This window comes from Salipiger bermudensis (assembly GCF_019801965.1).
Classification (GTDB): Bacteria; Pseudomonadota; Alphaproteobacteria; order Rhodobacterales; family Rhodobacteraceae; genus Salipiger; species Salipiger bermudensis_A.
In genome coordinates, this window is record NZ_JAHVIA010000006.1 from 224,169 (window position 1) to 246,888 (window position 22,720).

Annotated in this window: 19 protein-coding genes; 17 read left to right on the forward strand and 2 right to left on the reverse strand. The window is 67.6% G+C overall.

Translation table 11 applies throughout. The features are described 5' to 3' along the window. The first annotated feature begins 118 nt into the window (after positions 1 to 118). Entirely contained in the window at positions 119 to 1,798 is a 1,680-nt protein-coding gene (locus tag KUV62_RS14930) for a glycoside hydrolase family protein (RefSeq protein WP_222604517.1), read from the forward strand. 184 nt (positions 1,799 to 1,982) lie between these two features. After that, positions 1,983 to 2,249, forward strand: coding sequence for a hypothetical protein (locus KUV62_RS14935; RefSeq protein WP_222604518.1), 267 nt, complete (start codon positions 1,983 to 1,985; stop codon positions 2,247 to 2,249). A 7-nt stretch (positions 2,250 to 2,256) separates the two neighbouring features. Here the strand turns inward: KUV62_RS14935 and KUV62_RS14940 are convergent, their stop codons facing one another. Beyond that, positions 2,257 to 3,381, reverse strand: a complete 1,125-nt coding sequence (locus KUV62_RS14940; RefSeq protein ID WP_222604519.1) for a glycosyltransferase — start codon at positions 3,379 to 3,381, stop codon at positions 2,257 to 2,259. A 191-nt stretch (positions 3,382 to 3,572) separates the two neighbouring features. Next, a complete protein-coding gene (locus KUV62_RS14945; RefSeq protein ID WP_222604520.1) occupies positions 3,573 to 4,475 on the reverse strand; it encodes a LysR family transcriptional regulator in 903 nt (300 codons plus the stop codon). 136 nt (positions 4,476 to 4,611) lie between these two features. On the opposite strand from KUV62_RS14945, the gene KUV62_RS14950 reads away from it, so the two are divergent. From KUV62_RS14950 to KUV62_RS15020, 15 genes are all read left to right on the forward strand, one after another. After that, positions 4,612 to 5,787, forward strand: coding sequence for a cytochrome P450 (locus tag KUV62_RS14950; RefSeq protein WP_222604521.1), 1,176 nt, complete (start codon positions 4,612 to 4,614; stop codon positions 5,785 to 5,787). A gap of 37 nt (positions 5,788 to 5,824) precedes the next feature. Then, entirely contained in the window at positions 5,825 to 6,148 is a 324-nt protein-coding gene (locus KUV62_RS14955) for a 2Fe-2S iron-sulfur cluster-binding protein (RefSeq protein WP_222604522.1), read from the forward strand. Continuing rightward, entirely contained in the window at positions 6,145 to 7,323 is a 1,179-nt protein-coding gene (locus KUV62_RS14960; protein WP_222604523.1) for an NAD(P)/FAD-dependent oxidoreductase, read from the forward strand. Before KUV62_RS14955 ends, KUV62_RS14960 begins: the two co-directional genes overlap by 4 nt. A 72-nt stretch (positions 7,324 to 7,395) precedes the next feature. Further along, on the forward strand, positions 7,396 to 8,376 hold the full coding sequence (locus tag KUV62_RS14965) for a TRAP transporter substrate-binding protein (protein ID WP_222604524.1): 981 nt from the start codon (positions 7,396 to 7,398) through the stop codon (positions 8,374 to 8,376). Further along, positions 8,376 to 8,873, forward strand: a complete 498-nt coding sequence (locus KUV62_RS14970) for a TRAP transporter small permease (protein ID WP_222604525.1) — start codon at positions 8,376 to 8,378, stop codon at positions 8,871 to 8,873. Before KUV62_RS14965 ends, KUV62_RS14970 begins: the two co-directional genes overlap by 1 nt. After that, the gene (locus KUV62_RS14975; protein WP_222604526.1) at positions 8,870 to 10,168 is read left to right on the forward strand and encodes a TRAP transporter large permease; all 1,299 of its coding nucleotides are present in this window, start codon (positions 8,870 to 8,872) and stop codon (positions 10,166 to 10,168) included. Before KUV62_RS14970 ends, KUV62_RS14975 begins: the two co-directional genes overlap by 4 nt. Positions 10,169 to 10,648: 480 nt before the next feature. Then, positions 10,649 to 11,782, forward strand: coding sequence for a M20/M25/M40 family metallo-hydrolase (locus KUV62_RS14980; RefSeq protein WP_222604527.1), 1,134 nt, complete (start codon positions 10,649 to 10,651; stop codon positions 11,780 to 11,782). Between the two features lie 45 nt (positions 11,783 to 11,827). Further along, entirely contained in the window at positions 11,828 to 12,892 is a 1,065-nt protein-coding gene (locus KUV62_RS14985; RefSeq protein WP_222604528.1) for a phosphotransferase, read from the forward strand. 33 nt (positions 12,893 to 12,925) lie between these two features. Beyond that, the gene (locus KUV62_RS14990) at positions 12,926 to 14,278 is read left to right on the forward strand and encodes an aspartate aminotransferase family protein (protein WP_261395679.1); all 1,353 of its coding nucleotides are present in this window, start codon (positions 12,926 to 12,928) and stop codon (positions 14,276 to 14,278) included. Positions 14,279 to 14,349: 71 nt separating this feature from the next. Further along, positions 14,350 to 15,633 carry an ArgE/DapE family deacylase gene (locus KUV62_RS14995; protein WP_222604529.1) on the forward strand — a complete coding sequence of 428 codons (1,284 nt, stop codon included), beginning with the start codon at positions 14,350 to 14,352 and terminating at the stop codon, positions 15,631 to 15,633. Between the two features lie 312 nt (positions 15,634 to 15,945). Next, complete coding sequence (locus KUV62_RS15000) at positions 15,946 to 17,535, forward strand: ABC transporter substrate-binding protein (protein ID WP_222604530.1); 1,590 nt, start codon at positions 15,946 to 15,948, stop codon at positions 17,533 to 17,535. A gap of 7 nt (positions 17,536 to 17,542) precedes the next feature. After that, on the forward strand, positions 17,543 to 18,484 hold the full coding sequence (locus tag KUV62_RS15005; RefSeq protein ID WP_222604531.1) for an ABC transporter permease: 942 nt from the start codon (positions 17,543 to 17,545) through the stop codon (positions 18,482 to 18,484). A 91-nt stretch (positions 18,485 to 18,575) separates the two neighbouring features. Beyond that, positions 18,576 to 19,493: an ABC transporter permease gene (locus KUV62_RS15010; protein ID WP_261395680.1), complete on the forward strand. Its 918-nt coding sequence runs from the start codon at positions 18,576 to 18,578 to the stop codon at positions 19,491 to 19,493. 17 nt (positions 19,494 to 19,510) lie between these two features. Further along, a complete protein-coding gene (locus KUV62_RS15015; protein WP_222604532.1) occupies positions 19,511 to 21,163 on the forward strand; it encodes a dipeptide ABC transporter ATP-binding protein in 1,653 nt (550 codons plus the stop codon). A gap of 31 nt (positions 21,164 to 21,194) precedes the next feature. Then, positions 21,195 to 22,718 (forward strand): M81 family metallopeptidase, encoded by a 1,524-nt coding sequence (locus KUV62_RS15020; RefSeq protein WP_222604533.1) that lies wholly within the window; start codon positions 21,195 to 21,197, stop codon positions 22,716 to 22,718. The last annotated feature ends 2 nt before the right edge of the window (positions 22,719 to 22,720 follow it).

Consider the following 22,720-nt stretch of genomic DNA (forward strand, 5'->3'; position numbering starts at 1 on the left):
GCCGTCAGATTCCGCTTTTGGCGGCACTGACGACAAGTTGTGGTTGCGCGCGCTGGAAATACCCGGGCGACGTGTCACAGTAACGAACGTACCGATCTGTTTTCACCGGAGAAACCCGATGCGATTTCCTCATGCGCTCTCTGCCGCCAGCCTGGCCGCGTGCATCACCTGCCTTGCCGGGGCGGGCCTTGCCGAGCCGGTCGGCCCGCGCCTCTCGGCCGCGTCGAACTTCTCGCAGGGCCGGCAGCCGGGCGTGATCGATCTGGCGGTGTCGCTCGGCGTCGAGGATTTCAGGGACGGCATGAACTGGTCGCGCGCCGAGAAATCCCCGGCGGTCTACGGGTTCGACGGCCCGCGGCTGAGCTTTCCCGAGGCGATCGGCGCAAAGGGCGCCGAGGTCACCGTGGTGCTGAACTGGGGCAACCCGCTCTACGACAACGGCAACACCCCGCATACGCCTGAGGGCATTGCGGCGATGGGCGCCTTCGCGGCGCAGGTGCTCGAAACCTACCCGGGCATCGAGAGCATCGAGGTCGGCAACGAGTTCAACGGCGTCAATTTCGTGAAGGGTCCGCTGCGGGACATGACGCCCGGAGAGCGCGCCCGGGCCTATGTCCCGATCCTCGCCTCGGTCGCCGAGGCGGCGCGGGCGGTGCGCCCCGATGTCCGGATCTCGGGTGGCGCCACGCATTCGATGGCCGCCGGCTACCTCTGGGAGGTCCTCGATGCCGGCGGTGCCGAGTGGCTCGACAGCCTTGCGATCCACCCCTACACGACGCCGGCGGAGCAGTTCGTCCGGCAGGCGGCGGTGCTCAGGCGGCACCCGGATGCGACCGATCTGCCGATCGAGGTCACCGAGTTCGGGGAGCCGGATCCCGGCCGCGCGGCCTCGCATTTCCTGCGCAACTACTGCCAGTTCGCCCTTGGTGGCGTCACCCGTGCGGCCTGGTATCCGCTCAATGTCCGCAACGATGACATGGTGCCGCTGTTCACCAAGGAGGGGCGCATCACCCCCGCCGGCCGCGCCTTTCGGCAGATCGCCGCGCGGATGGAGGGGCGCCCGGTCAGCGATGCCGCCCCGGATACCTTCGGCTACGGATGCCAGTTCGGGGAGGATGTGCTGGTGCTCTGGGGCGCACCGCGCGAGGTGCAGCTCGGACCGGACGTCGCGGTGTTCGACGCCGAGGGCGCGGAAGTCGATGCGGGCACGGCGCTGTCGGAGGCCGAACCGCTGGTCTTGGTGGCGCCCGACATCGCCTCCAAGGTGACGCTGGGCGAGACCCGCCTCGTGGCCGACAGCTTCCACCAGTTTGCCTATCCCGAGGCCGACGAGCCGCGCGCCGAGGGGGATGGGTTCGAACGCTTCGCCCGCCGAGGCACGCGCGCGCTGCCCCTGGTGACGCTCCCCGGTCAGCAGGCCCCGAGCACGCCGTGGTTCCCCTATCGCGGCGTCGAAAATATTCCGCTGGTGCGGCTCACGGCCGAGACCCTCGTGCCCGGGATGCGCGGCGGCGAGCCGATCGAGATCGTGCATCGCTACGTCGCCGCCGAGGCCGGACGGGTCGACCTGACCGGATCGCTTTCGGTGAACCGGCGCAGCGAAGACGGGGTCAGCCTGCGTGTCACGCGCGGGGAGGAGGTGCTCTACGAGGCCAGCGGCACCGACCCGGTCGAGCTGGAACTGGCCGGGCTCGAGCTTGCCGCGGGGGAGGCCATCGAGCTGGCTGTCGGCCCGAACGGCAGCCCGAAGGGCGATGTGACGAGCTACCGGTTTACCGTCAGCAAGAGCGCCGACTAGCGGGAGGGCGGGGCGCGGGTCTTCCGCGCCGCCGCTGCCTAGCGTTTGAACATCGTCTAGAAGTTATCGGAGATGATTTTCGCAAAATGCGAGGATTGTGAAGATTCCGGAAACAAATTCCTGTTCCGAGCGCGAATCGTGACGTAGACTTTCCTTGGAGGAGAAATCAGGGTTCGTAGGTGCGATGGGGTTTGATCGGAGGAGGCTCGGCGCGACCGCCGAGAGCAGGTGTGCAACGGCGCATGGCGAGGAGGGCTGGGCCGTCGAGGCAGGGATGCCGGTGGGCTCGATGCTGATCGCCATGGGCGGATCGGCGATCCTGACCGCATGGGTCATCGTCACATTCAACTGGGCCGGCCTGTGGGCGCTGCCGCTCTACTCCGCCTTCGGCGGCGCGCTGCTGCTGCTTTTCGCCTGCCTGCGGCCGCCGCGTCTCCGCGCCTTCGACTAGCGCGCCGTCAGGCTCCGATCCTGGCCAGGCTCGCGGCGATCCCGGCCCGGAATTTCGCCTCGCTGAAATCCTGCGCCCGCGCCACGCATGCCTCCGGCCCCGCCTTTGCCAGGCCCGATGCCTCGAAACGCTCGACCGCGTCGATCAGGGCCTCGAGGCTCTGATCCTTGAAGAACAGTCCGGTCTCGCCGTCGATCACCGTATCGAGAATGCCGCCGCGCCCATAGGCGATCACCGGGCGGCCCGAGGCCATGACCTCGACCGGAACGATGCCGAAATCCTCCTCGCCGGGGAAGATCAGCGCCTTGCAGCGCGCCATGTGCTCCTTGAGCACCGGGAACGGCGCCTTGCCGAGAAACCGTGTCTTCGGGCCGGCCTGAGACTTGAGCTGCTCCACCGCCTTGTCAGGCCCGCCGATCACCACCAGCGGCAGGTCGAGCTTGCGGAAGGCCTCGACCGCAAGGTCGGGGCGCTTGTAGGGCGCAAGCTCTCCGGCCCAGAGGTAGAAATCGCCGAGATCGGACGGAGTGGCCGGCGCGAAATCCTCGACAGCCACCGGCGGCGCCACCACGTCGGCCTCGCGGCGCCAGTATTTGTTGATGCGCGCGGCGACGAAGTTCGAGTTGGCGGCGAAGCCGTCGACCCGCGCCGCGCTGGTGACGTCCCATTGCCGCAGCGAATGGGCCAGCGGCGGCATCATCAGCTGGGTCAGGCGCCCGGCGCCGTTGCGGTAGACGTGATACTGATCCCAGAGGTAACGCATCGGCGAGTGGCAATAGCACAGGTGCGGCGCGTCCGGCGGCGCGATGACCCCTTTCGCGGGGCCGGACTCGGAGGAGATGACGAGATCGTAGCCCGTCAGGTCGATCTCCTCGAGCGCGCGCGGCATCAGCGGCAGGTAGCGCTGGTACATGCGCTTGGCCATCGGCAGCCGTCCGATGCGCGTCTGGATGATGCGGTGCCGGTTGAGCGTGTCAGAGAGGTTCGAGGGATCGGCGACATGGGTGAAGATATCGGCCTCCGGGAACATCCGGCACAGCGCCTCGATGACCTTCTCGCCGCCGCGCATGCCGACCAGCCAATAGTGGATAATGGCGACACGTCGCCCGTTTTGAAAACTCTCTTCGGTCATCTGAATGCTGCTCGCCTTGCCCAATGATCGGACCATGACCCAGCTGAACCCACGGGTGCAACTGCATTCTTGCTGCGCTGCGGCTCTGCATCGGCCTGCGCCGAGTTGCCGGGCAGAAAGCGCCCGGCACAGAGCGCGGCGGCCCTTGCGCGCGTCGGTTCCGTGCCGATGGCGCCGCCCCGTCCGCGCCCCTAGGGGCGCGAGATGCGCCAGATCAGTTCACGGAGCCAGCGGTGCATCGCCGAGGCATTGGTGTGCGCAGCCCAGACCAGCGACACGTCGAAGCGCCCCGGGAACGGGCAGTCTGCGATCTTGAGCCGGTCGGAATTCCACTCGCCGAGCCGTCGCGGCACCGTCGCCACCAGATCGGACTCGACGATCAGCGTCGCGAGCCCGGCGGGGCTCGGCGCGATTACCACCGGCGCGATCCGGTGCCCCGCTGCCTCGAGCTCGCGCAGATAGGCGGATTGCCAGCCGCCGCCGTAATCGATCAGCACGTGATTGAGCCCGAGGTAGCTGTCGATGTCGAGCGCGGTATCGGCCAGCGGGTGGGCAGCATCCATCAGGCAGGCATATTCCTCTGCATAGAGCCGGCGCGAGTGAAAACCGGATTCGGAGCGCGCGAACGGCCCCACCAGAACATCGGCCTCGCGATTGAGCAGCCGCAGGTGCCCGTCGCCGAGTGCGTTGATGACCTTGACGGTCATCCCCGGCGCCTCGCGCCGGATCGCGCTGACCAGCGCCGGGATCAGCAGCACGCGCTCGTAGTAGTTGCAGGCGATGGTGACGTTCTGCGTCGCACTGCCGGGATCGAAGGCATCGGGTTGCAGCATCTCGTCGAGCATCCCGAGCATCTGCAGTGAGCGCGCGAGGATCTCCTCGCAGCGATCGGTCGAGACCTGCCGCCCGCCCTCGCGTACGAAGAGCGGGTCGTGGAAGCAGGCCCGCAGCTTGGCGATGGTGTAGCTGACGGCGGACTGGTTGATGTTGAGCTTCTCGGCAGCGGCGGTGAACGAGCCCAGTTCGTGCACCACGCGGAGGAGGTTCAGCGCGGCGAAGTCGATGCTGGACGGATCGGCGTTGGGTTGCGCCATGTGATGACCTCGCGTTGGCTGGGGATCGGCTGGGTATTCATCGAATTTTTCGATGGCAGGTAATCATTCCATCGCATTGCTTGGCAAGGCCGCTGTTTCATAGAGTGCCCGCAGAGGAGAGCTTTGGGAGGAGTTCATGGCACTGGCACCGCTTGACGAGGCGATCACGCTCGATCAACTGAGTTCGGATCCCTATCCGATCTACCGCCGTCTGCGCGCCGAGAGCCCTGTGCTCCGCGTCGCCTCCACGGGTCGCACGCTGCTGACGAAGGCGGCGCTGACCAAGGCGGTCAAGGACAATCCCGAGCTGTTCAGCAGCGATGATCCGAAGACCCCGATGAAGCCGGCCTTCCGGGCGCACACGCTGATGCGCAAGGATGGCAAGGAGCATTTCGTCGAGCGCAAGGCGATCTCCAAGGCGCTGACGCCCAAGCGGATCAAGGCCGACTGGGGGCCGCTCTACGCGCAGCTCTCCGAGGAGTACATCGCCCGGTTGCCGCGTGGCGAGACGGTGGATCTCTTCACCGATCTCTGCGGCCCGCTGGCGGCGCGCATCCTCGCGCATATCCTCGGCATCCCCGAGGCCAGCGACGAGCAGATGATGCGCTGGTCGCAGCTGCTGATCGACGGCGCGGGCAATTTCGGCTGGAAGCCGGAGCCCTTCGCGGCCTCCGACGCTGCCAATGACGAGATGGACGCGCTCTTCGCCGAACTCGAGCCGATCCGCCGTGCCGAGCCCGATGGCTCCGCCTATGCGCTGATGCTGACCGCCGAGGATCCGATCCCGATGAGCCAGATCCACGCCAATATCAAGATCGCCATCGGCGGCGGCATCAACGAGCCGCGCGATGCGCTGGCGACGATCCTCTACGGGCTTCTGACCAATCCCGATCAGCTTGCCGAGGTCCGCGCGCAGGATGCCTGGGACAAGGCCTTCGAGGAGGGCATCCGCTGGGTGGCGCCGATCCAGGCGAGCTCGCGGTTGGTCACCGAGGATACCGAGCTTGGCGGCTTCGAGATCCCCAAGGGCGACACGGTGATGACGATCCAGGCCTCGGCCAACCGCGACGAGGAACTCTACGAGGACGGCGAGTCGTTCTTCGTGTTCCGCGACAAGAACCCGCATCAGGCCTTCGGCAACGGCCCGCACCATTGCGCGGGCGCGCATGTGGCGCGGCGCACGGTCGGCAAGATCATCCTGCCGATGCTGTTCGACCGCTTCCCCGACATGACCCTGCCGAACCCGGACGAGGTCGTTTGGAAGGGCTTCGGCTTCCGCGGGCCGATCAACCTGCCGGTGGTGCTCAACTGAGCCCGGCAGCGCCACGACATTCGAGGAGGAGAGCACGATGATCAAGGTGACCTATGTCGCCCATGACGGGACCGAGACGGTGATCGAGGCCGAGGAGGGCACCAGCGTGATGCAGGCCGCGGTGTCGAACGATGTCGAGGGCATCGTCGGGGAATGCGGCGGCTCGATGATGTGCGCCACCTGTCACTGCTATGTCGACGAGGCATGGGAGGCGAAGACCGGCGCGCGCTCGGACGACGAGGACGAGATGCTCGAGGGCGCCGCCTCCGAGGTTACCGAGCGCTCGCGCCTGTCCTGCCAGATCAAGCTCGACCCGTCGCTCGACGGGTTGGTGGTGCACCTGCCGGAGGAGCAATTGTGAGCCCCGAGCGCGTCGTCATCGTCGGAGCGGGGCAGGGCGGACTTCAGGCCGCGATCAGCCTGCGCCAGAACGGTTTCGACGGCGCGATCACCCTGATCGGGGCCGAGCCCGGGCTGCCCTACCAGCGCCCGCCGCTCTCCAAAGCCTACCTGCAGGACGGCAAGGCCGAGGCGCTGGTGCTGCGGCCTGCGAGCTTCTTTGAGAGCAAGCAGGTTGAGTACCTGCCCGGCAGCAGCGTGCTTGAGATCGACCGCGCCGCGGGCGAGGTCCGGCTCGATGGGGCCGGGGCCGACCGGCGACTGGGCTACGATCATCTCATCCTCGCCACCGGCACCCGCAACCTGCGCCCGCCCATCGACGGGCTGGAGCTCGCCTGCGACCTGCGCACGCTCGACGATGCCGCCCGGCTGCGTGAGGCGCTGGCCGGCCCGCGCCGCATCGCGGTGATCGGGGGCGGCTTCATCGGGCTCGAGTTCGCCGCGGTGGCGCGCAAGCTCGGCCACGAGGTCAGCGTCATCGAGGCGGCGCCGCGCCTGATGGCGCGGGCGGTGTCTCCGGCCATATCGCGGCATTTCGAAGACTGGCACCGCGCGCGAGGCGTCGCTTTGCATCTCGGACGCGCCGCCATCGGGGTCGACGCGACCGGCGTCAGCCTTGATGACGGCGCGCGGGTCGATGCCGATTTCGTGCTGCTCGCCGCCGGGGTGCGACCCAATACCGAGCTCGCCGAGGCCGCCGGGCTCGAGACCGGCAACGGCATCTCGGTCGATGCGCAGCTGCAAAGCTCGGACCCGGCGATCTCGGCGCTCGGCGATTGCGCTTGCTTCCCCGATCCGCGCAGCGGCGCGATGGTGCGGCTGGAAAGCGTTCAGGCCGCCACCGACCACGCCAGGCTGATCGCCACGCGCATCGCCAAGGGGGCGTGCCCGGATTACCAGGCGCTGCCGTGGTTCTGGTCCGATCAGGGCGACCAGAAACTGCAGATCGCGGGCTTCGCCGGGCCGGGGGCGACGGAGGAGGTTGTCTCGGAGGGGCTCGTTGCGCGGTTCGATGCGGCTGGGCTCGCCGCGGTCGAAACGGTCAATAATGCACGGGTCCACATGAAGGCGCGCAAGCTGCTGGGGCCGGGCGGATCGGCCGATTTCGCCGCGCTCAAGGAGGCGATTGCCGCCTGACGAGGAGTTTGGCTTGCGCCGCCCCGCCGGGCGGCACAGGCTTTTGAAGAGGGTTCAAACGGGAGGAGAACCATGAAGATCACGTCACTCACCCTGGGCGCGGCGCTGGCCGCGAGCCTTGCGGTCTCGGCGCAGGCGCAGGAGCTGAAATACGCCAACTGGGCGCCGCCGTTCCACACCATCACCGAGGCGCAGATCGAGCCGCTCGCCAGCGCGCTGGCCGAGGGCACGGCAGAGGGCGCGAGCCTGCGCGCCTTCCACGGCGGCGAGCTCGGTGCAGGGCCCGCGGACCAGTATGTGCGCATCGTGCAGGGCACCGCCGACATGGGCTGGGGCCTGCCGGGCTACACCTCGTCGCAATTCCCCAAGACGCTGATCGTCGAGCTGCCGGGCGCGCTGCCTCTCGAGGAGCCGGGCTACGCCGCGCTCTGGCGCGCCTTCGAGGGCGAGCTAAAGGGCGAGTTCCCGATGACCGAGGCGATCGCGCTCTGGGGCGCCGAGCCCAACGTGCTGATGATGAAGGAGCGCGAGGTGCTGAGCCCCGAGGATCTCAGCGGCCTGAAGATCCGCGTTGCCGGCTCGATCGCCGCCGAGGCGATGGAAGCGCTCGGCGCGACGCCGGTGCAGCTACCGATGACGCAGGTCTATAACGGCCTGCAGACCGGCCTGATCGACGGGCTGGTCAGCGGCGCCTCGGTTTTGTCGGACTTCAAGCTCAACGAGGTCGTCAGCTCCGTCACCACCGGGCCCAACCTTGGCCGGCTGACCTTCTTCACGGTGATGAACAAGGGCGTCTATGACGGGCTCTCCGACGAGGCACGCGCGGCGCTCGACGCGGTCAAGGGCGAGCCGATCTCGAAGATGACCGAGGAGGCCTGGGTCGCCACCGCCGACAAGGCGCTCGAGGAGGCCCGCAGCTCGGACGCGATCACCGTCAACGATCTCGACGAAGCCGCGAGCAAGGCCTTCGACGACGCGCTCGCCGAGGTGACCGACGCCTATGTTGCCGAGGTCGGCGGCGAAGCGGCGCTGGCCGCGATCCAGGGCCAGTGATGCGCGCCCTGCACAGGTTTGCGGAGGGGCTGATCAGCCTCTCCGCGATCATCGGCACGCTGGGGCTGCTCTTCGTAGTGGCGGTGATCGTCATTGATGTGATCGGGCGCAATTTCGGCATGCCGCTCTACGGTGCGCAGGATCTGGTGATGATGACGATGGTTGTCGTGGTGTTCGGTGGCATGGCGCTCTGTGGCCGCGAGGACGGGCACATCGTTGTCGACATCCTCGAGCCGCGCTTTTCGCCGCGCCTCAACCGCGCCATCGATCTGGCCGCGGGCCTGCTTGGCGCGACGATCTTCGTGGTGATCGCCTATACCGTCTTCAAGAGCGCCCAGCTGAGCCAGATGCTGAACCTCTCGACCAACCTGCTGCGGCTGCCGACCGCGTGGTTCCAATACGCGCTCTGCGCGCTGTCGCTGGTCGCCGCGCTTGCGCTGATCCTGCGCGCGCTGATCAGCCCGCGCCGCCCCCATCCGGAGCAAGAGGCATCATGAGCCCGGTTCTGATCGGCAGCGCCGGCTTCGTGCTGCTGCTTGCCCTGCTGCTGCTGCGCATCCCGGTGGCCTTCGCCATGTTCACCGTAGGCTTCGTCGGCATCTGGATCCTAAACGGGCTTCAGGCCGCCACCGGCCTCTTGGCTTCCGAAACCTTCGCGCTGGCCTCCAATTCCGAGCTCATCGTGGTGCCGCTGTTCATCCTGATGGGCAACGTGGCGAGCGTCACCGGCATGAGCCGGCGGCTCTACGAAGCCGCCTATGCCACCATCGGGCAGGTGCGCGGCGGGCTCGCGGCGGCGACGGTGATCGGCTGCGGCGGCTTCGCGGCGCTCTCGGGCTCCTCGGTTGCCTCGGCGCTGACCATGGGCCGCACCGCGCTGGCCGAGATGGACCGCTTCAACTACAGCCCGCGCCTCTCCACCGGCGTGGTGGCGGCGGGCGGCACGCTGGGCATCCTGATTCCGCCCTCCACCGGCTTCGTGATCTACGCCATCCTGACCGAGCAGAGCATCGGCCGGCTGTTCATGGCGGGGGTCATTCCCGGCATCCTGCTGCTGACGCTGTTCCTGCTGACCGTGCTGCTGCTTTGCGCCCTCAAGCCGGCGCTGGGACCGAAAGGCCCGTCCACCACGCTGTCGGAGAAGGGCCGGGCGTTTCTCGGGGCGATCCCGATCCTCGTGGTGATCCTGCTGACCATCGGCGGCATCTATACCGGCGTGTTCTCCCCCACCGAAGCCGCGGGCGTCGGCGCGGCACTGGTCATCGCCATCGGCGCGTTCAGCCGGACACTCGATCTGCGCAGCTTCTGGCAGGCGGCGCGCAGCAGCGTCACCACCACCGCCTCGGTAATGCTGATCCTGATGGCGGCGCATCTGATCAACCCGTTCATCGCGCTGAGCCACCTGCCGGCCGAGGTCAGCCGGATGCTCGTCGCCTTCGATCTCGGCACCTATGGCACGCTGATCCTGATCCTCGCGATCTACCTCGTGCTCGGATGCTTCCTCGAGGGGCTCGCGATGCTGGTGCTGACCCTGCCGATCTTCATGCCGGTGATCCTGTCGCTCGGCATCGATCCGATCTGGTTCGGGGTGCTGGTGGTGCTGACGCTCGAGATGGGGCTGATCTCGCCGCCGGTCGGGATCAACGTGTTCATCGTCAAGTCGGTGGCGCGCAACGTGCCGCTGAGCGAGATCTTCTGGGGCGTGATCCCGTTCTGGTTCGCCATGCTGGCGACGCTCGGCCTGTTGGTGGCGCTGCCGCAGCTCTCGCTCTGGCTGCCGAGCCTGATGTAGAGGATTTTCCCGGACGCCGCGGTGCCACGCCGGTGCCGCGGCGTGTCCGCTGCGTATGATTGCCCTGCGCGTCTTCGGGCAGACCGGCAAAGGCGTTTGGCTGGGGCCAAACGCAGAAGCAAAGCAAAGGCCCGCCACGGGCAGGCAGACGATACCGCGCTCGAAGGTGCCGCCGCGCGCCCATGATCCTGCTGATCTTCTTCTGCCCCCTCCTTACCGCCGCTCCCCGCCATGTAAGGATTCCCTGTGCCACTCCATTCGGCGCAGCGGCGCTTTCTCGCGACAGGGGAGGGAAAAGACCGCGAGTCAGGATTGACGACAATCGGCATTTGTCATCTTTAAGGGGCAGGCCGCGTCCGAGGAGCTGCGTCCGGCTGTGCCGGCGCCGGGGAGGGGAGCGCGACCGCCGGCAGCTGATCTGCGGCCGGTGATGCAGACTTACCGGGCCGAACCGCGGCACCGTCAGAAAGGACCGTCCTGATGCTCCCCGAACTCGATTTCAACGCCGATGCGATCGTCGCCGGGCTCAAGCCCTGGATCGAATGCGAGAGCCCGAGCTATGATGCGGCGGCGCTGGCGCAGATGATGGATCTCGTGGCCTATGAGTGTGCCGCGATCGGTGCTTCGATCGAGATCATCCCGGGGCGCATGGGGTGCGGCCCCTCGGTGCGGGCCCGGATGCCGCACCCGGATCAGGGCCAGCCCGGAATTCTCGTGTCGGGGCACATGGACACGGTGCACCCGGTGGGCACGCTGGCCAAGAACCCGTTTCGCATCGAAGGCGGGCGTGCCTTCGGGCCCGGCATCATGGACATGAAATCGGGCAATTACATTGCCCTCGAAGCGATGCGCAAGATCGCTGCCAGCGGCCTGCGGACGCCGCTTCCGGTGACCTTCCTCTTCACCCCGGACGAGGAGATCGGCTCGCCCGCGACGCGCGAGCTGATCGAGGCTGAGGCGCGGGCAAACCGCTACTTCCTGTGCCCCGAGCCGGCCCATGCGGGCAATGCCGTCACCACCGGGCGCTATGCCATCGCGCGCTACGAGATCACCTGCTCGGGCAAGCCGAGCCATGCGGGTGCGGATGTGAAGGGCGGGGTGTCGGCGGTGCGCGAACTGGCGCGCCGGATCCTCGAGATCGAAGAGATGACCACCGAAGACTGCACCTTCTCGGTCAATGACGTCACCTCCGGGCAATGGGTCAACTGCGTGCCGAGCTTCGCGCGGGCGCAGGTCCTGTCAATGGCCAAGAAGCAGGCCGATCTCGATGCCGGTGTCGCAAAGATGCTGGCGCTCGCCGGCGAGCGCAACGGTGTCGCCTTCACCGTCGAAACCACGGTCCTGCGTCCGGTCTGGGAAAACGAGCAGCCCGAGACGATGGCGCTCTATGAAATTGCCAAGGGGCTCGCCGCTGAGATCGGAATGGATCTGCCCTACGTCTCCTCGGGCGGCGGCTCCGACGCGAATTTCTCCGGCGCGCTGCGCATCCCCTCCCTCTGTTCGCTCGGCGTCGCGGGGGCCGGGCTGCACACGCTCGAGGAGTATATCGACATCGACAGCATCGTGCCGCGGACCCGCCTTCTGGCCGGGCTGTTCATGACCCTCGAGGGCTGACCGCGTGATCCGCCCTTTTCATCCGTCTCACCGCCAAGAGGATAGATGACCGTTCAGAACCGCGCGAGCTGCGCCATCGAAATCGGCGCCCTGTCGACCCCGTTCCACTCGATGTCAGCCGAGGAGGGCGCAGCCGTGGCGCGCGACCTCTACGGTCTCGAGGGCGAGCTGAGGCGCTTTGCGACCGAGAAGGACGATACCTTCCGGCTGACCTCGGCGGAGGGCGCGCAATACGTGCTCAAGATCGCCAACCCGGGCGAGAGCTTGGAGGAGATCGACTTGCAGGTGGCCGTCCTGCGCCATCTCGAGACGGCCGACCCGAGATTGCCGGTGCCGCGCGTCTTCGCCACAAGCGCCGGCGCGCTGCTGCCCGAGATCACCGATGGCTCGGGCGCGACCCGCCGGGTGCGCCTGATGAGCTATCTCGACGGCGTGCTGCTCGACAGCTTCCGGCCCGACACCGCGGAGCTGCGCGAGGTCGGGCGCGTCGGGGCGCGGTTGCGGCGGGCGCTGGAAGGCTTCGAGCACCCGGCCGCGCGCCGGGTCTCGCCCTGGGACGTGCGTCATCTGCCCGAGCTTGCCATGCTGCTCGACGATATCGAGGACCCGCGCCGGAAAGCGCAGCTCGAGCTGGCCTTCGCGCGCTACCTCGAGCAGATGCCGCGCATCCGCGCGCTGCGCTGCCAGGTGCTGCACAATGATTTCAGCAGTTCCAACCTGCTGCTCGAGCGCGGCCCCGTGCCGAAGGTCGCCGGTGTCATTGATTTCGGCGATACCGTCGAGACCGCGATCGCGGTGGACCTCTCGACCGCGATGCTCAACCAACTGCCGCGCGATGCCGCTCAGAACCCGGTCGAGGACCTGCTGGCCGCGCCGAAGGAGCTTCTGGCGGGCTATCTCGAAATCGCCGATCTCACCGAGGAGGAGCTCTCGCTTCTGCCGCATCTCATCCTCGGGCGGATCATCGCACGGGCGCTGATCTCGCTCTGGCGGGCCCGCAGCTTCCCCGAGAACCGGACATACATCCTGCGCAACACCGAGCAGGGCTGGGCCCAGCTCGACTGGTTCCTCGCGCGCAGTCCCGACCAGCTTTCCAACCTTCTTCTCTGACGGCGTCCAGCCTCCCCTTCCGAAAGGATCCGCATGTCTTCCTCAATTCCCGCCCGCGGCAAGATGGTAAACGCCTTCAACCCCGACAGCCTCGCCGCACTCGACCCGCTCCGGCGCGAGGCCATCGAGCGCCGCACCCGGCTGCTCGGCCCGGCCTACCGCCTGTTCTACCAGGATCCTGTCGAGCTGCGCGAAGGCGCGGGCACGCGGCTCTTCGACAGTCAGGGGCAGGAATATCTCGACGCCTACAACAATGTCGTCTCGGTCGGCCATTGCCACCCTCGGGTGATCGAGGCGGTGCACCGCCAGATGCAGACCCTCTGCACCCATACCCGCTACATCCAGGAAGGCATCCTCGACTACGCAGAGGCCATGCTGCCCACCTTCGGCGGGCGCATCGCCGCAGAAGGGCACATGATGTTCACCTGCACCGGCTCCGAGGCCAACGACCTCGCGATGCGCATCGCCAAGCATTACACCGGGCATGACGGCATCATCATCACCCGCGAGGCCTACCACGGCAATTCCGAGCTCACCGCCGGGTTCTCGGCGTCGCTGGGAGAGGCGTCTCCGCTGGGCACCTGGGTGCGCACCGTTCCCGCGCCCGACAGCTACCGCGCGGATCCCGCCACGCTGGGCCAGAGCATGGCCGAGGCGGTGACCGAGCAGGCCTGGCATCTCAAGCGCAACGGCAACGGGCTCGCGGCCTTCATCGCGGACTCGCTGTTCTCCTCCGATGGCATCTACGCGACGCCCGACGTGCTCGGCCCGGTGGCGGACGCGGTCCGCGCGGCGGGCGGGCTGTTCGTCGCCGACGAGGTGCAGAGCGGCTTCGGGCGCTCGGGCGATGCGTTCTGGGGCTACCAGCGCCACGGGGTCGATCCCGATATCGTCAGCATGGGCAAGCCGATGGGCAACGGCTACCCGGTGGCCGGCATCGCGCTGGTGCCGGAAATCGTCGAGCGTTTCGGTAAGGATACCCGCTATTTCAATACTTTCGGCGGCAATGGCGTGGCGATGGCGGCGGCGCAGGCAGTGTTCGACGTGATCCGCGAGGAAGAGCTGCAGGCGAATTCCAAGCTGCGCGGCGCGCAGATCCAGGATGGCATGCGCAAGCTGGCCGAGCGTTTCGACGTCATCGGCGACGTGCGTGGCGCGGGGCTCTATGTCGGGGTCGAGCTGGTCTCGGATCGTGCGGCAAAGACACCCGACGCGGCCACCGCAAGCGCCATCGTCAATGCGCTGCGCGCCCGCCGCGTGCTGATCTCGGCCACCGGCCCCGATGGCAACATCCTCAAGATCCGTCCGCCGCTGGTCTTTACCGAGGCGGATGTCGCCTGGCTGATTGCGGCCACCGAAGAGGTGCTGACCGAGATCTGCGCCTGACCCGGGCCGCCGCGCGGGGCAGGGCCCCTATCGCGGCGCCCTCGACCGACAGCAACCGACGAGGATCCAAGATGGCACTGGACGACACACTACGCGAAGACCTGATGCGCTCCGTGACGGAGGCCTTCTCCGAGCAGACCGCTTATCTCAAGACGCTGGTCGGGTTCCGCTCGCAGCGCGGGGAGGAGTTCGCGATCCAGGATTTCATCCACGAGGATTTCGCGGGGCGCGGTCTCAAGATGGATCGTTTCGAGATGGACGAGGCCGCGCTGACCGCCCACGAGGGCGGGGCGCCGTTTTCCGACGCCCATTCGCGGGCGCCGATCGTCGTCGGCATCCACCATCCCCGGGTCCAGACCGGGCGGTCGCTGATCCTTCAGCATCATCTCGACGTGGTGCCGGTTGGCCCGCGCGAGATGTGGACGCGGGATCCCTATGCCGGCGAGATCGAGGATGGCTGGATGTATGGCCGTGGCGCCGGCGACATGAAGGCGGGCGCGTCGGCCAATGTCTTCGCGCTCGAGGCGCTGCGGCGGGTTGGGCTGCAGCCGGCCGCGCCGGTCTATCTGCAATCGGTGGTCGAGGAGGAATCCACCGGCAACGGGGCGCTGCAGACCTTCCTGCGCGGCTACACCGCCGATGCTGCGCTGATCCCCGAGCCGGAAGGCGAGCGGCTCGCGCGGGCGAATGTCGGGGTGCTGTGGTTCGAGGTGCTGGTGCGCGGCCACCCGACCCATGTCAGCGAGATGGGAAGCGGCAACAACGCTATCGATTCCGCCTACCGGCTGATCGCGGCGTTGCGCGAGGTCGAGCAACGCTGGAACGACGCCCGCGACGACCATCCCGAATTTGCCGGTATGGAGCATCCGATCAATCTCAACATCGGACGCATCGAGGGGGGCGACTGGGGCTCGTCGGTTCCGGCCTGGTGCCGGTTCCAGGTCCGGGTGTCGATCTATCCGGGCGAAACGGCACAGGACAAGCTCGCCGAGATCGTGGACCACGCCAGGCGCTTCGCCGACGCCGATCCGTTCCTGTCGCGGAACCCGCCGGCCTTCACCCAGAACGGCTTCAACGCCGAGGGCTACGTCCTCGCGCCGGGCTCCGATGCCGAGGCGACCCTCGCGTCGGCGCACCGGGGCGCCTTCGGCTCCGAGCTGCAGGGCACCGTCACCCCGGCCTATCTCGATGCCCGCGTCTACGCGCTCTACAACAAGATCCCGACACTCTGCTACGGGCCCACGGCGCGCAACATCCACGGGTTCGACGAGGCGGTGAGCCTCGAGTCGCTGCGGGTCACGACGCAGTCGATGGCGCTCTTCATCGCGGAATGGTGCGGCGTGGAGCCGATCTGAGCGGCGCGACCTCTCGCTTCATGCGTGCAGGTGGTCGCTTCAATGAGGTAGAACGGGAGCGAAAGGGGTGGGGCGAGGAACTCGGCCCCTCCGCAGATCGTGTTTGCACATATTATGGGCTGTATTTGGCCTGTTAGTGACTGAAAAGTATAGCAATTCTACTTTTTAAGCGTGTTCCGGCTTTTTGCCGGAGAAAGCTGGCGCTTAGATGGATTTGAGATTGCCAGGTGAAAAAATCTCTCCCTATGCTTGTCTTGGCGATTGTCGACAATCGTCCATCGGCAACAAAAAATCACAACAGGGAGTTTCCGAATGTTCACCCGAAATGGCCGCTCCGGCTTCGTGAGCGCCATCGCGCTCGCTCTCGCGCTTGGCGGGGTCTCCGGCACCGCTGCCCAGGCCCAGACCGTCACCGCCGTCATGCATGCGCCGCTGCGTGCGGTGGACCCGGTGATCAGCACCGCCTACATCCTGCGCAACTACGGCTACATGGTCTACGACACGCTTCTGGCGCGCGATTCCGAAGGCACGCCGCAGCCGCAGATGGCAAGCTGGGACGTCTCCGATGACGGCAAGATCTACACCTTCACCCTGCGCGATGGCCTGACCTTCCACGATGGCAGCCCGGTGACCGCGGAAGACGCCGTTGCCAGCCTGTCGCGCTGGAGCCAGGTCGACAAGACCGGCCAGGTGATGGCCTCGCTGCTCTCGGAGATGGCGGTCGTCGATGACAAGACCTTCACGCTGAGCTTCGCCGAGCCGACCGGCATCGCGCTGATCGCGCTGTCGAAGCCTTCGGGCCTGGCGCCGTTCATCCTGCCCAAGGCCGCCGCCGAGACCCCGATCAGCGAGCCGATCACCTCGACCATCGGCTCCGGCCCGTTCATGTTCGTGGAAGACGCCTATCGCCCGGGCGTGAGCGCGACTTTCGCCAAGTTCGAAGATTACGTGCCGCGCGACGAGGCCTCCGACGGCATGGCCGGCGGCAAGGTGGTCAAGGTCGACGAGGTGGTCTGGACCACCATGCCCGACCCGATGACCGCGATGAACGCGCTGATGTCCGGCGAGATCGATTTCGTCGAGCAGGTGCCGCCGGACCTGCTGCCGGTGATCGAGGGCAACCCCGACATCGAGACCAGCGTGGTCCGGAAGCAGGGCAGCCAGAACCTGGCGCGGATGAACCACACCCTGCCGCCCTTCGACAATCCGAAGATGCGCGAAGCGGTGCTCCTGGCGCTCGGCCAGCAGCCGCTGCTCGACGCCCAGGTCGGTGCGGGCTCGCCGAATGGCTCGGCCTGCGCGGCGGTGTTCGGCTGCGGCAGCATCTATGCCGACGATTACCGCGCCGAAGATATCATCGAGGCGCATCCGGAGGAGGCCAAGGCCATCCTCGAGGCCGAGGGCTATGACGGCACGCCGATCATGCTGATGCACGCCACCGACCTGCTGATGCTCAACCCGCAGGGTCCGGTCATCGCACAGCAGCTGCGCAACGCCGGCTTCGAGGTCGAAATGATGTCGATGGACTGGGCCTCGGTCGTCGCCCGCCGCGCCTCCAAGGCGCCGCTCGCCGAGGGCGGCTGGAACATGTTCTCGACCACCAACGTGCTGCCGGACGTGGGCAGCCCGATCGGCTTCATCGGCGTTGCCGCCGGCGGCGACTCGGCGTGGTTCGGCTGGCCCGACGTGCCCGAGATCGAAGAGCTGCGCATGAAGATCGCCGAAAGCGCCGATCCCGAGGAGCAGAAGAGCTTCGCCCAGCAGATCGACAAGCTGGTGATCGACAACGGCGTCATGGTGCCGATGGGCGAGTTCTACAACACCAGCGCCTACTCGTCGGCGCTCAGCGGCCTGGTCGAGGCCGAGGCCCCGGTGTTCTGGAACGTCGAGAAGGCAGAGTGAGCCAGAGATGCTTGGCTTCGTTGTAAAACGGGTTCTCTCGGCGATCCCGGTGCTGTTCATGGTGGCGGTCATCGTCTTCATGGTGCTGCGCCTGTCGCCGGGTGATCCGGCGGTGATGATCGCCGGCCCGAACGCAACCACCGAGCAGCTGCAGGATCTGCGCGAGAGCATGGGGCTGAACCGGCCCCTGCTCGAGCAGCTCTTCCTCTGGCTCGGGGATATCGCGCGCGGCGATTTCGGCGTGTCACTGGTCTCGGGCAAGGCGGTGACGGAGCTGGTGCTCGACCGGCTCGGGCCGACCATCGCGCTGTCGCTCACCACCATCCTGCTCGCGGTGGCCGTGGCGCTGCCGCTCGGCGTGATCGCGGCGTGGCAGCAGGGCAGGTGGCTCGACCGGCTGGTGATGGCGGGCTCGGTGCTGGGCTTCTCGGTGCCGGTCTTCATCATCGGCTACGTGATGATCCTGATCTTCGCCCGCTATCTCGGCTGGTTCCCGGTTCAGGGCTACAAGCCGCTCTCCGAGGGGATCGGCGCCTTCGCGTCGCGGCTGGTGCTGCCCACGGTGGCGCTGAGCTTCCCCTACATCGCCCTGATCGCGCGCATCGTGCGCACCAACGTGATCGAGGTGATGGGCGAGGATTACATCCGCACCGCCCGCGCCAAGGGCCAGACCGAGCGCGGGGTGATGACGGGCCACGCGCTGCGCAACGCCGCGGTGCCGATCGTCACGATCATCGGGGTGTCGATCACCATGCTGATCAGCGGTGTCGTGGTCACCGAGTCGGTGTTCAACATCCCCGGACTCGGGCGGCTGGTGCTCGAGGCGGTGCTGGCGCGCGACTACACGGTGATCCAGGCGGTGATCCTGCTGTTCTCGACCATCTACGTCTTCATCAACCTCGCGGTCGACCTGCTCTACGGCTTCTTCGATCCGCGCATCCGCTACTGAGGCGGCTTTCTCGGCCGGGCAGGCGGTCTCCGCCCCGGCCGATCAGACCCGAACGACGGGCGCTCGCGCGCCCCCCAGACTTGGATACGACATGACATCCGACACCGCCCCCTCGAAACCGGCGCAGACCGAGCTCGATCTGCCCGACATGGCCGAGGCCCGGAACGACAGCGGCGTTGCCGCCATGATCCGCGCGATCCTGTCGAGCTGGCCGGCCCGCATCTCGGCCGCCGTGGTCGTGCTGATCGTGGCGATGGCGATCCTCGCGCCGTTCCTCGGGACGGTCGACCCGGTGCAGCTCGATCCGTCGCAGCGCCTGCAGGGCAGCTCGGCGGCGCATTGGCTCGGCACCGACAGCTACGGGCGCGACGTCTATTCTCGCGTCGTCTACGGCGCCCGCATCTCGCTCGCCGTGGGAGCTGGCACCGTGGTGATCGCGGTGGCCGCCGGGATCTTCTTCGGCGTGCTGACCGGCTATTTCCGCTGGGCCGACATCATCGTCATGCGGTTCATGGACGGGCTCATGGCGATCCCGGGGATCCTGCTGGCGATCGCGCTCGTGGCGATCTCGGGCGCGACGCTGACCACCGTGCTGATCGCGATCTCGATCCCCGAGATCCCGCGCGTCGCCCGCATGGTGCGCTCGGTCATCATGGGGGTGCGCAGCGAGCCCTATGTCGAGGCCGCCTCGGTGCTCGGCACCGGCGCGCTCAAGATGGTCTGGCGCCACATGCTGCCCAACACCGTCGCGCCGCTGCTGGTGCAGGGCACCTACATCTTCGCCTCGGCGATCATGACGGAATCGATCCTCAGCTTCCTCGGCGCCGGCGTCCCGCCGGAGACGCCCTCCTGGGGCAACATGATGGCCGACGGGCGGGTCTACTTCCTCGTGAAGCCCGAACTCATTCTCTATCCCGGCGTGATGGTGTCGCTGACCGTGCTCAGCGTGAACATGCTGGGAGATGTGCTGCGCGATCGGCTCGACCCGCGCATGGCCAAGCGCCTCTGACGGAAGGACCGATGCCAATGACGACAGATAACCAATCCCGCGTCGTCCTCTCTGTCGAGGGCGTGACCATCGACACCCGCCCGGCGGGCCGCAAGCCGATCGTGCGCGACATCTCGTTCGACGTGAAGGAGGGCGAGACGGTCTGCGTGGTGGGCGAGTCCGGGTCGGGCAAGTCCGTGACCTCGATGGCGGTGATGGGGCTGCTGCCGAAAGATGCCCTCCAGGTGAGCAAGGGCCGCATCCTGCTCGACGGCGAGGATGTCCTGCAGGTGAGCGCGGCGCGGATGCGCGCCCTGCGCGCGGCCGGCGTGGCGATGGTGTTCCAGGAACCGATGACCGCGCTCAACCCTGTGAAGACCGTGGGCGAGCAGATCGACGAGGTGCTCCGGCTGCACACCAAGGACAGCGCCGCTCAGCGCCGCAAGAAGGTGCTCGAGATGATGGAGCGGGTGCACCTGCCCGACGTCACCCGCATCTACAAGGCCTTCCCGCACGAGCTTTCCGGCGGCCAGCGCCAGCGCATCGTGATCGCCATGGCGCTGATCCTGCGGCCGCGCCTGCTGCTGGCCGACGAGCCCACCACGGCGCTCGACGTGACCACGCAGAAGCAGATCCTGCACCTCATCAAGGAGCTCCAGGAGCAGGAAAAGACCGCCGTCGTCTTCGTCACCCACGATTTCGGGGTGGTCTCCGAGATCGCCGACCGCATCGTGGTGATGAACCGTGGCGAGCTGGTCGAGACCGGAACCCGCGACGAGATCCTGACCGCGCCGAAGCAGGACTACACCCGGATGCTGGTCTCGTCGGTGCCGAGCCTGATCCCGCGCCGCAGCCCGGTGACGGGGCAGCCGAAGGTGCTCGAAGTGGTCGGGCTGGTGAAGCGCTACGGCAAGAAGGGGCTGATCTCCGATCACTCGGTGCTCGCGGCTCAGGAGGTGAGCTTCACCGTTCATAAGGGCGAGATCACCGGCATCATCGGTGAATCCGGCTCGGGCAAGTCGACGGTGGCGCGCTGCGTCATGCGGCTGACCGATCCCTCTCAGGGCGCGGTCGTGGTGAACGGGCAGGACATCGTGCCGATGCGCCGCCTGCGCGACGTGCGCAAACAGGTGCAATACATCTTCCAGGATCCCTACCGCTCGCTCAACCCGCGGCGAACCATCGGGCAATCGCTGATGGAAGGGCTGATCAACTACGGCATCGACGAGGGCGAGGCGCGGCGCCGCGCGGGCGAGACGCTCGAGCTGGTCAACATGCCGGCCTCGGTGATGAACCGTTACCCGCACCAATTCTCCGGCGGCCAGCGCCAACGCATCGCCATCGCGCGCGCCGTGGTGATGAAGCCCGACCTGCTGATCGCGGACGAGGCAGTCTCGGCGCTCGACGTGACGGTGCAGGCGCAGGTGCTGCGGCTGCTCGAGGACATCCGCGCCAATACCGGCGTCTCGATCCTGTTCATCACCCATGACCTGCGGGTCGCGGCGCAGATCTGCAACACCGTGGTGGTGATGCAGAAGGGCCGGATCGTCGAGCAGGGGGCGGCGGGCGATGTGCTCGCCAATCCGCGCCACGATTACACCCGCGCGTTGATCGACGCGGCCCCGGCGCCCGACTGGGATTTCCAGAACTTCCGTCCCGCTGCCGGGATGCCGGGCATGGCCCCGGCCTGACCACGGCACACAACCTCAGGAGCGCCCCGCCATGCGGATCCTTCTCGCCGGTTTCCTTCACGAGACCAACACCTTCGCCGCCAGCCGCGCCGACGATACCGCCTTTGCGCATGGCGGAGGCTATCCGCCGCTCTGCCGCGGCGAGGCGCTGTTCGACGAGCTGGGCCCCGGCGTCAACATGGCGGCGGCCGGCTTCATCGAGGCCGCCTCTGCCGAGGGCGACGAGATCGTGCCCCTGCTCTGGGCCGCCGCCTGCCCGTCGGGCTTCGTCACGCGCGACACCTACGAGCGCCTCGCCGGGGAGATCGTCGAGGGCATCCGTGCGGCGCTGCCCGCCGACGCGATCTTTCTCGACCTGCACGGCGCGATGGTGGCCGAGCACGCGCCCGACGGCGAAGGCACCCTGCTCGAGCGGGTGCGCGCGGTCGCCGGCGACGACATCCCGGTGATCGTCAGCCTCGACCTGCATGCCAACGTCTCGGAGCGCATGGTCGCGCTGTCCGACGCGCTGTTGGCCTTCCGCACCTACCCTCATGTCGACATGTCCGAGACCGGACGCCGGGCGCACGCGCTGCTCCAGCGCCGGGTCGCGCACGGTCGCCCCTTCGAGAAGGCGATGCACCGGATCCCCTATCTCAAGCCGATCTGCTGGCAATCGACGGATGACGCGCCTGCCAAGGGGCTCTACGAGCGCGTCGCGGCGCTCGAGGGGCCGGAAGGCGCGGTCTCGGTGTCCTACACGATGGGCTTTCCGGCGGCCGACATCGCCTGCTGCAGCCCGGTGGTCTGGGCCTATGGCGAGACGCCTGAACAGGCTGCCGCGGCGGCGGACGCGATGAACGCGGCGGTGCTCGGAGCGGAGGAGTCTTTCCGCGGGCCGCTCTACGAGGCCGAGGCTGCGGTGGCGCAGGCCAAGTCGCTCAACGCCGAGGGCATCCACCCGGTGATCATCGCCGACGCGCAGGACAACCCCGGCGCCGGCGGCAGCTCCGACACGACGGGGCTCCTGAGGGCGCTGGTGGCGCAGAATGCGCAGGGCGCCTGCCTCGGCATCCTGCACGATCCGGAGGCCGCGCGGGCCGCCCACGCGGCGGGCGTCGGCGCCGAGATCCGGCTGGCGCTTGGCGGACGCTCGCCGGCACAGGGCGACAGCCCGTTCGAGGCGCTGTTCACCGTCGACGCGGTCTCCGACGGCCGGCTCAGGACCTCGGGCCCATATTACGGCATGCGCAACATGGAGCTCGGCCTCTCGGCCTGCCTGCGCATCGGCGGAGTGCGCATCGCGGTGGGCTCGCAGGTCACGCAGCTTGCGGACCGCGAGATGTTTCGCTTCCTTGGCATAGAGCCCGAAACCGAGAACATCGTGGTGGTGAAGAGCGCGATCCACTTCCGCGCCGATTTCCGGCCAATCGCCGGAGAGATCCTGACCGCGCTGGCGCCGGGCGAGATGATGATGCGCGCAACCGACTGGACATGGCGTAACCTGCCGGAGGACCTTCGGCTGATGCCCAACGGCCCGACCGTCGCAGAGCAAAGCGCGACGGAACCGGGCTGACC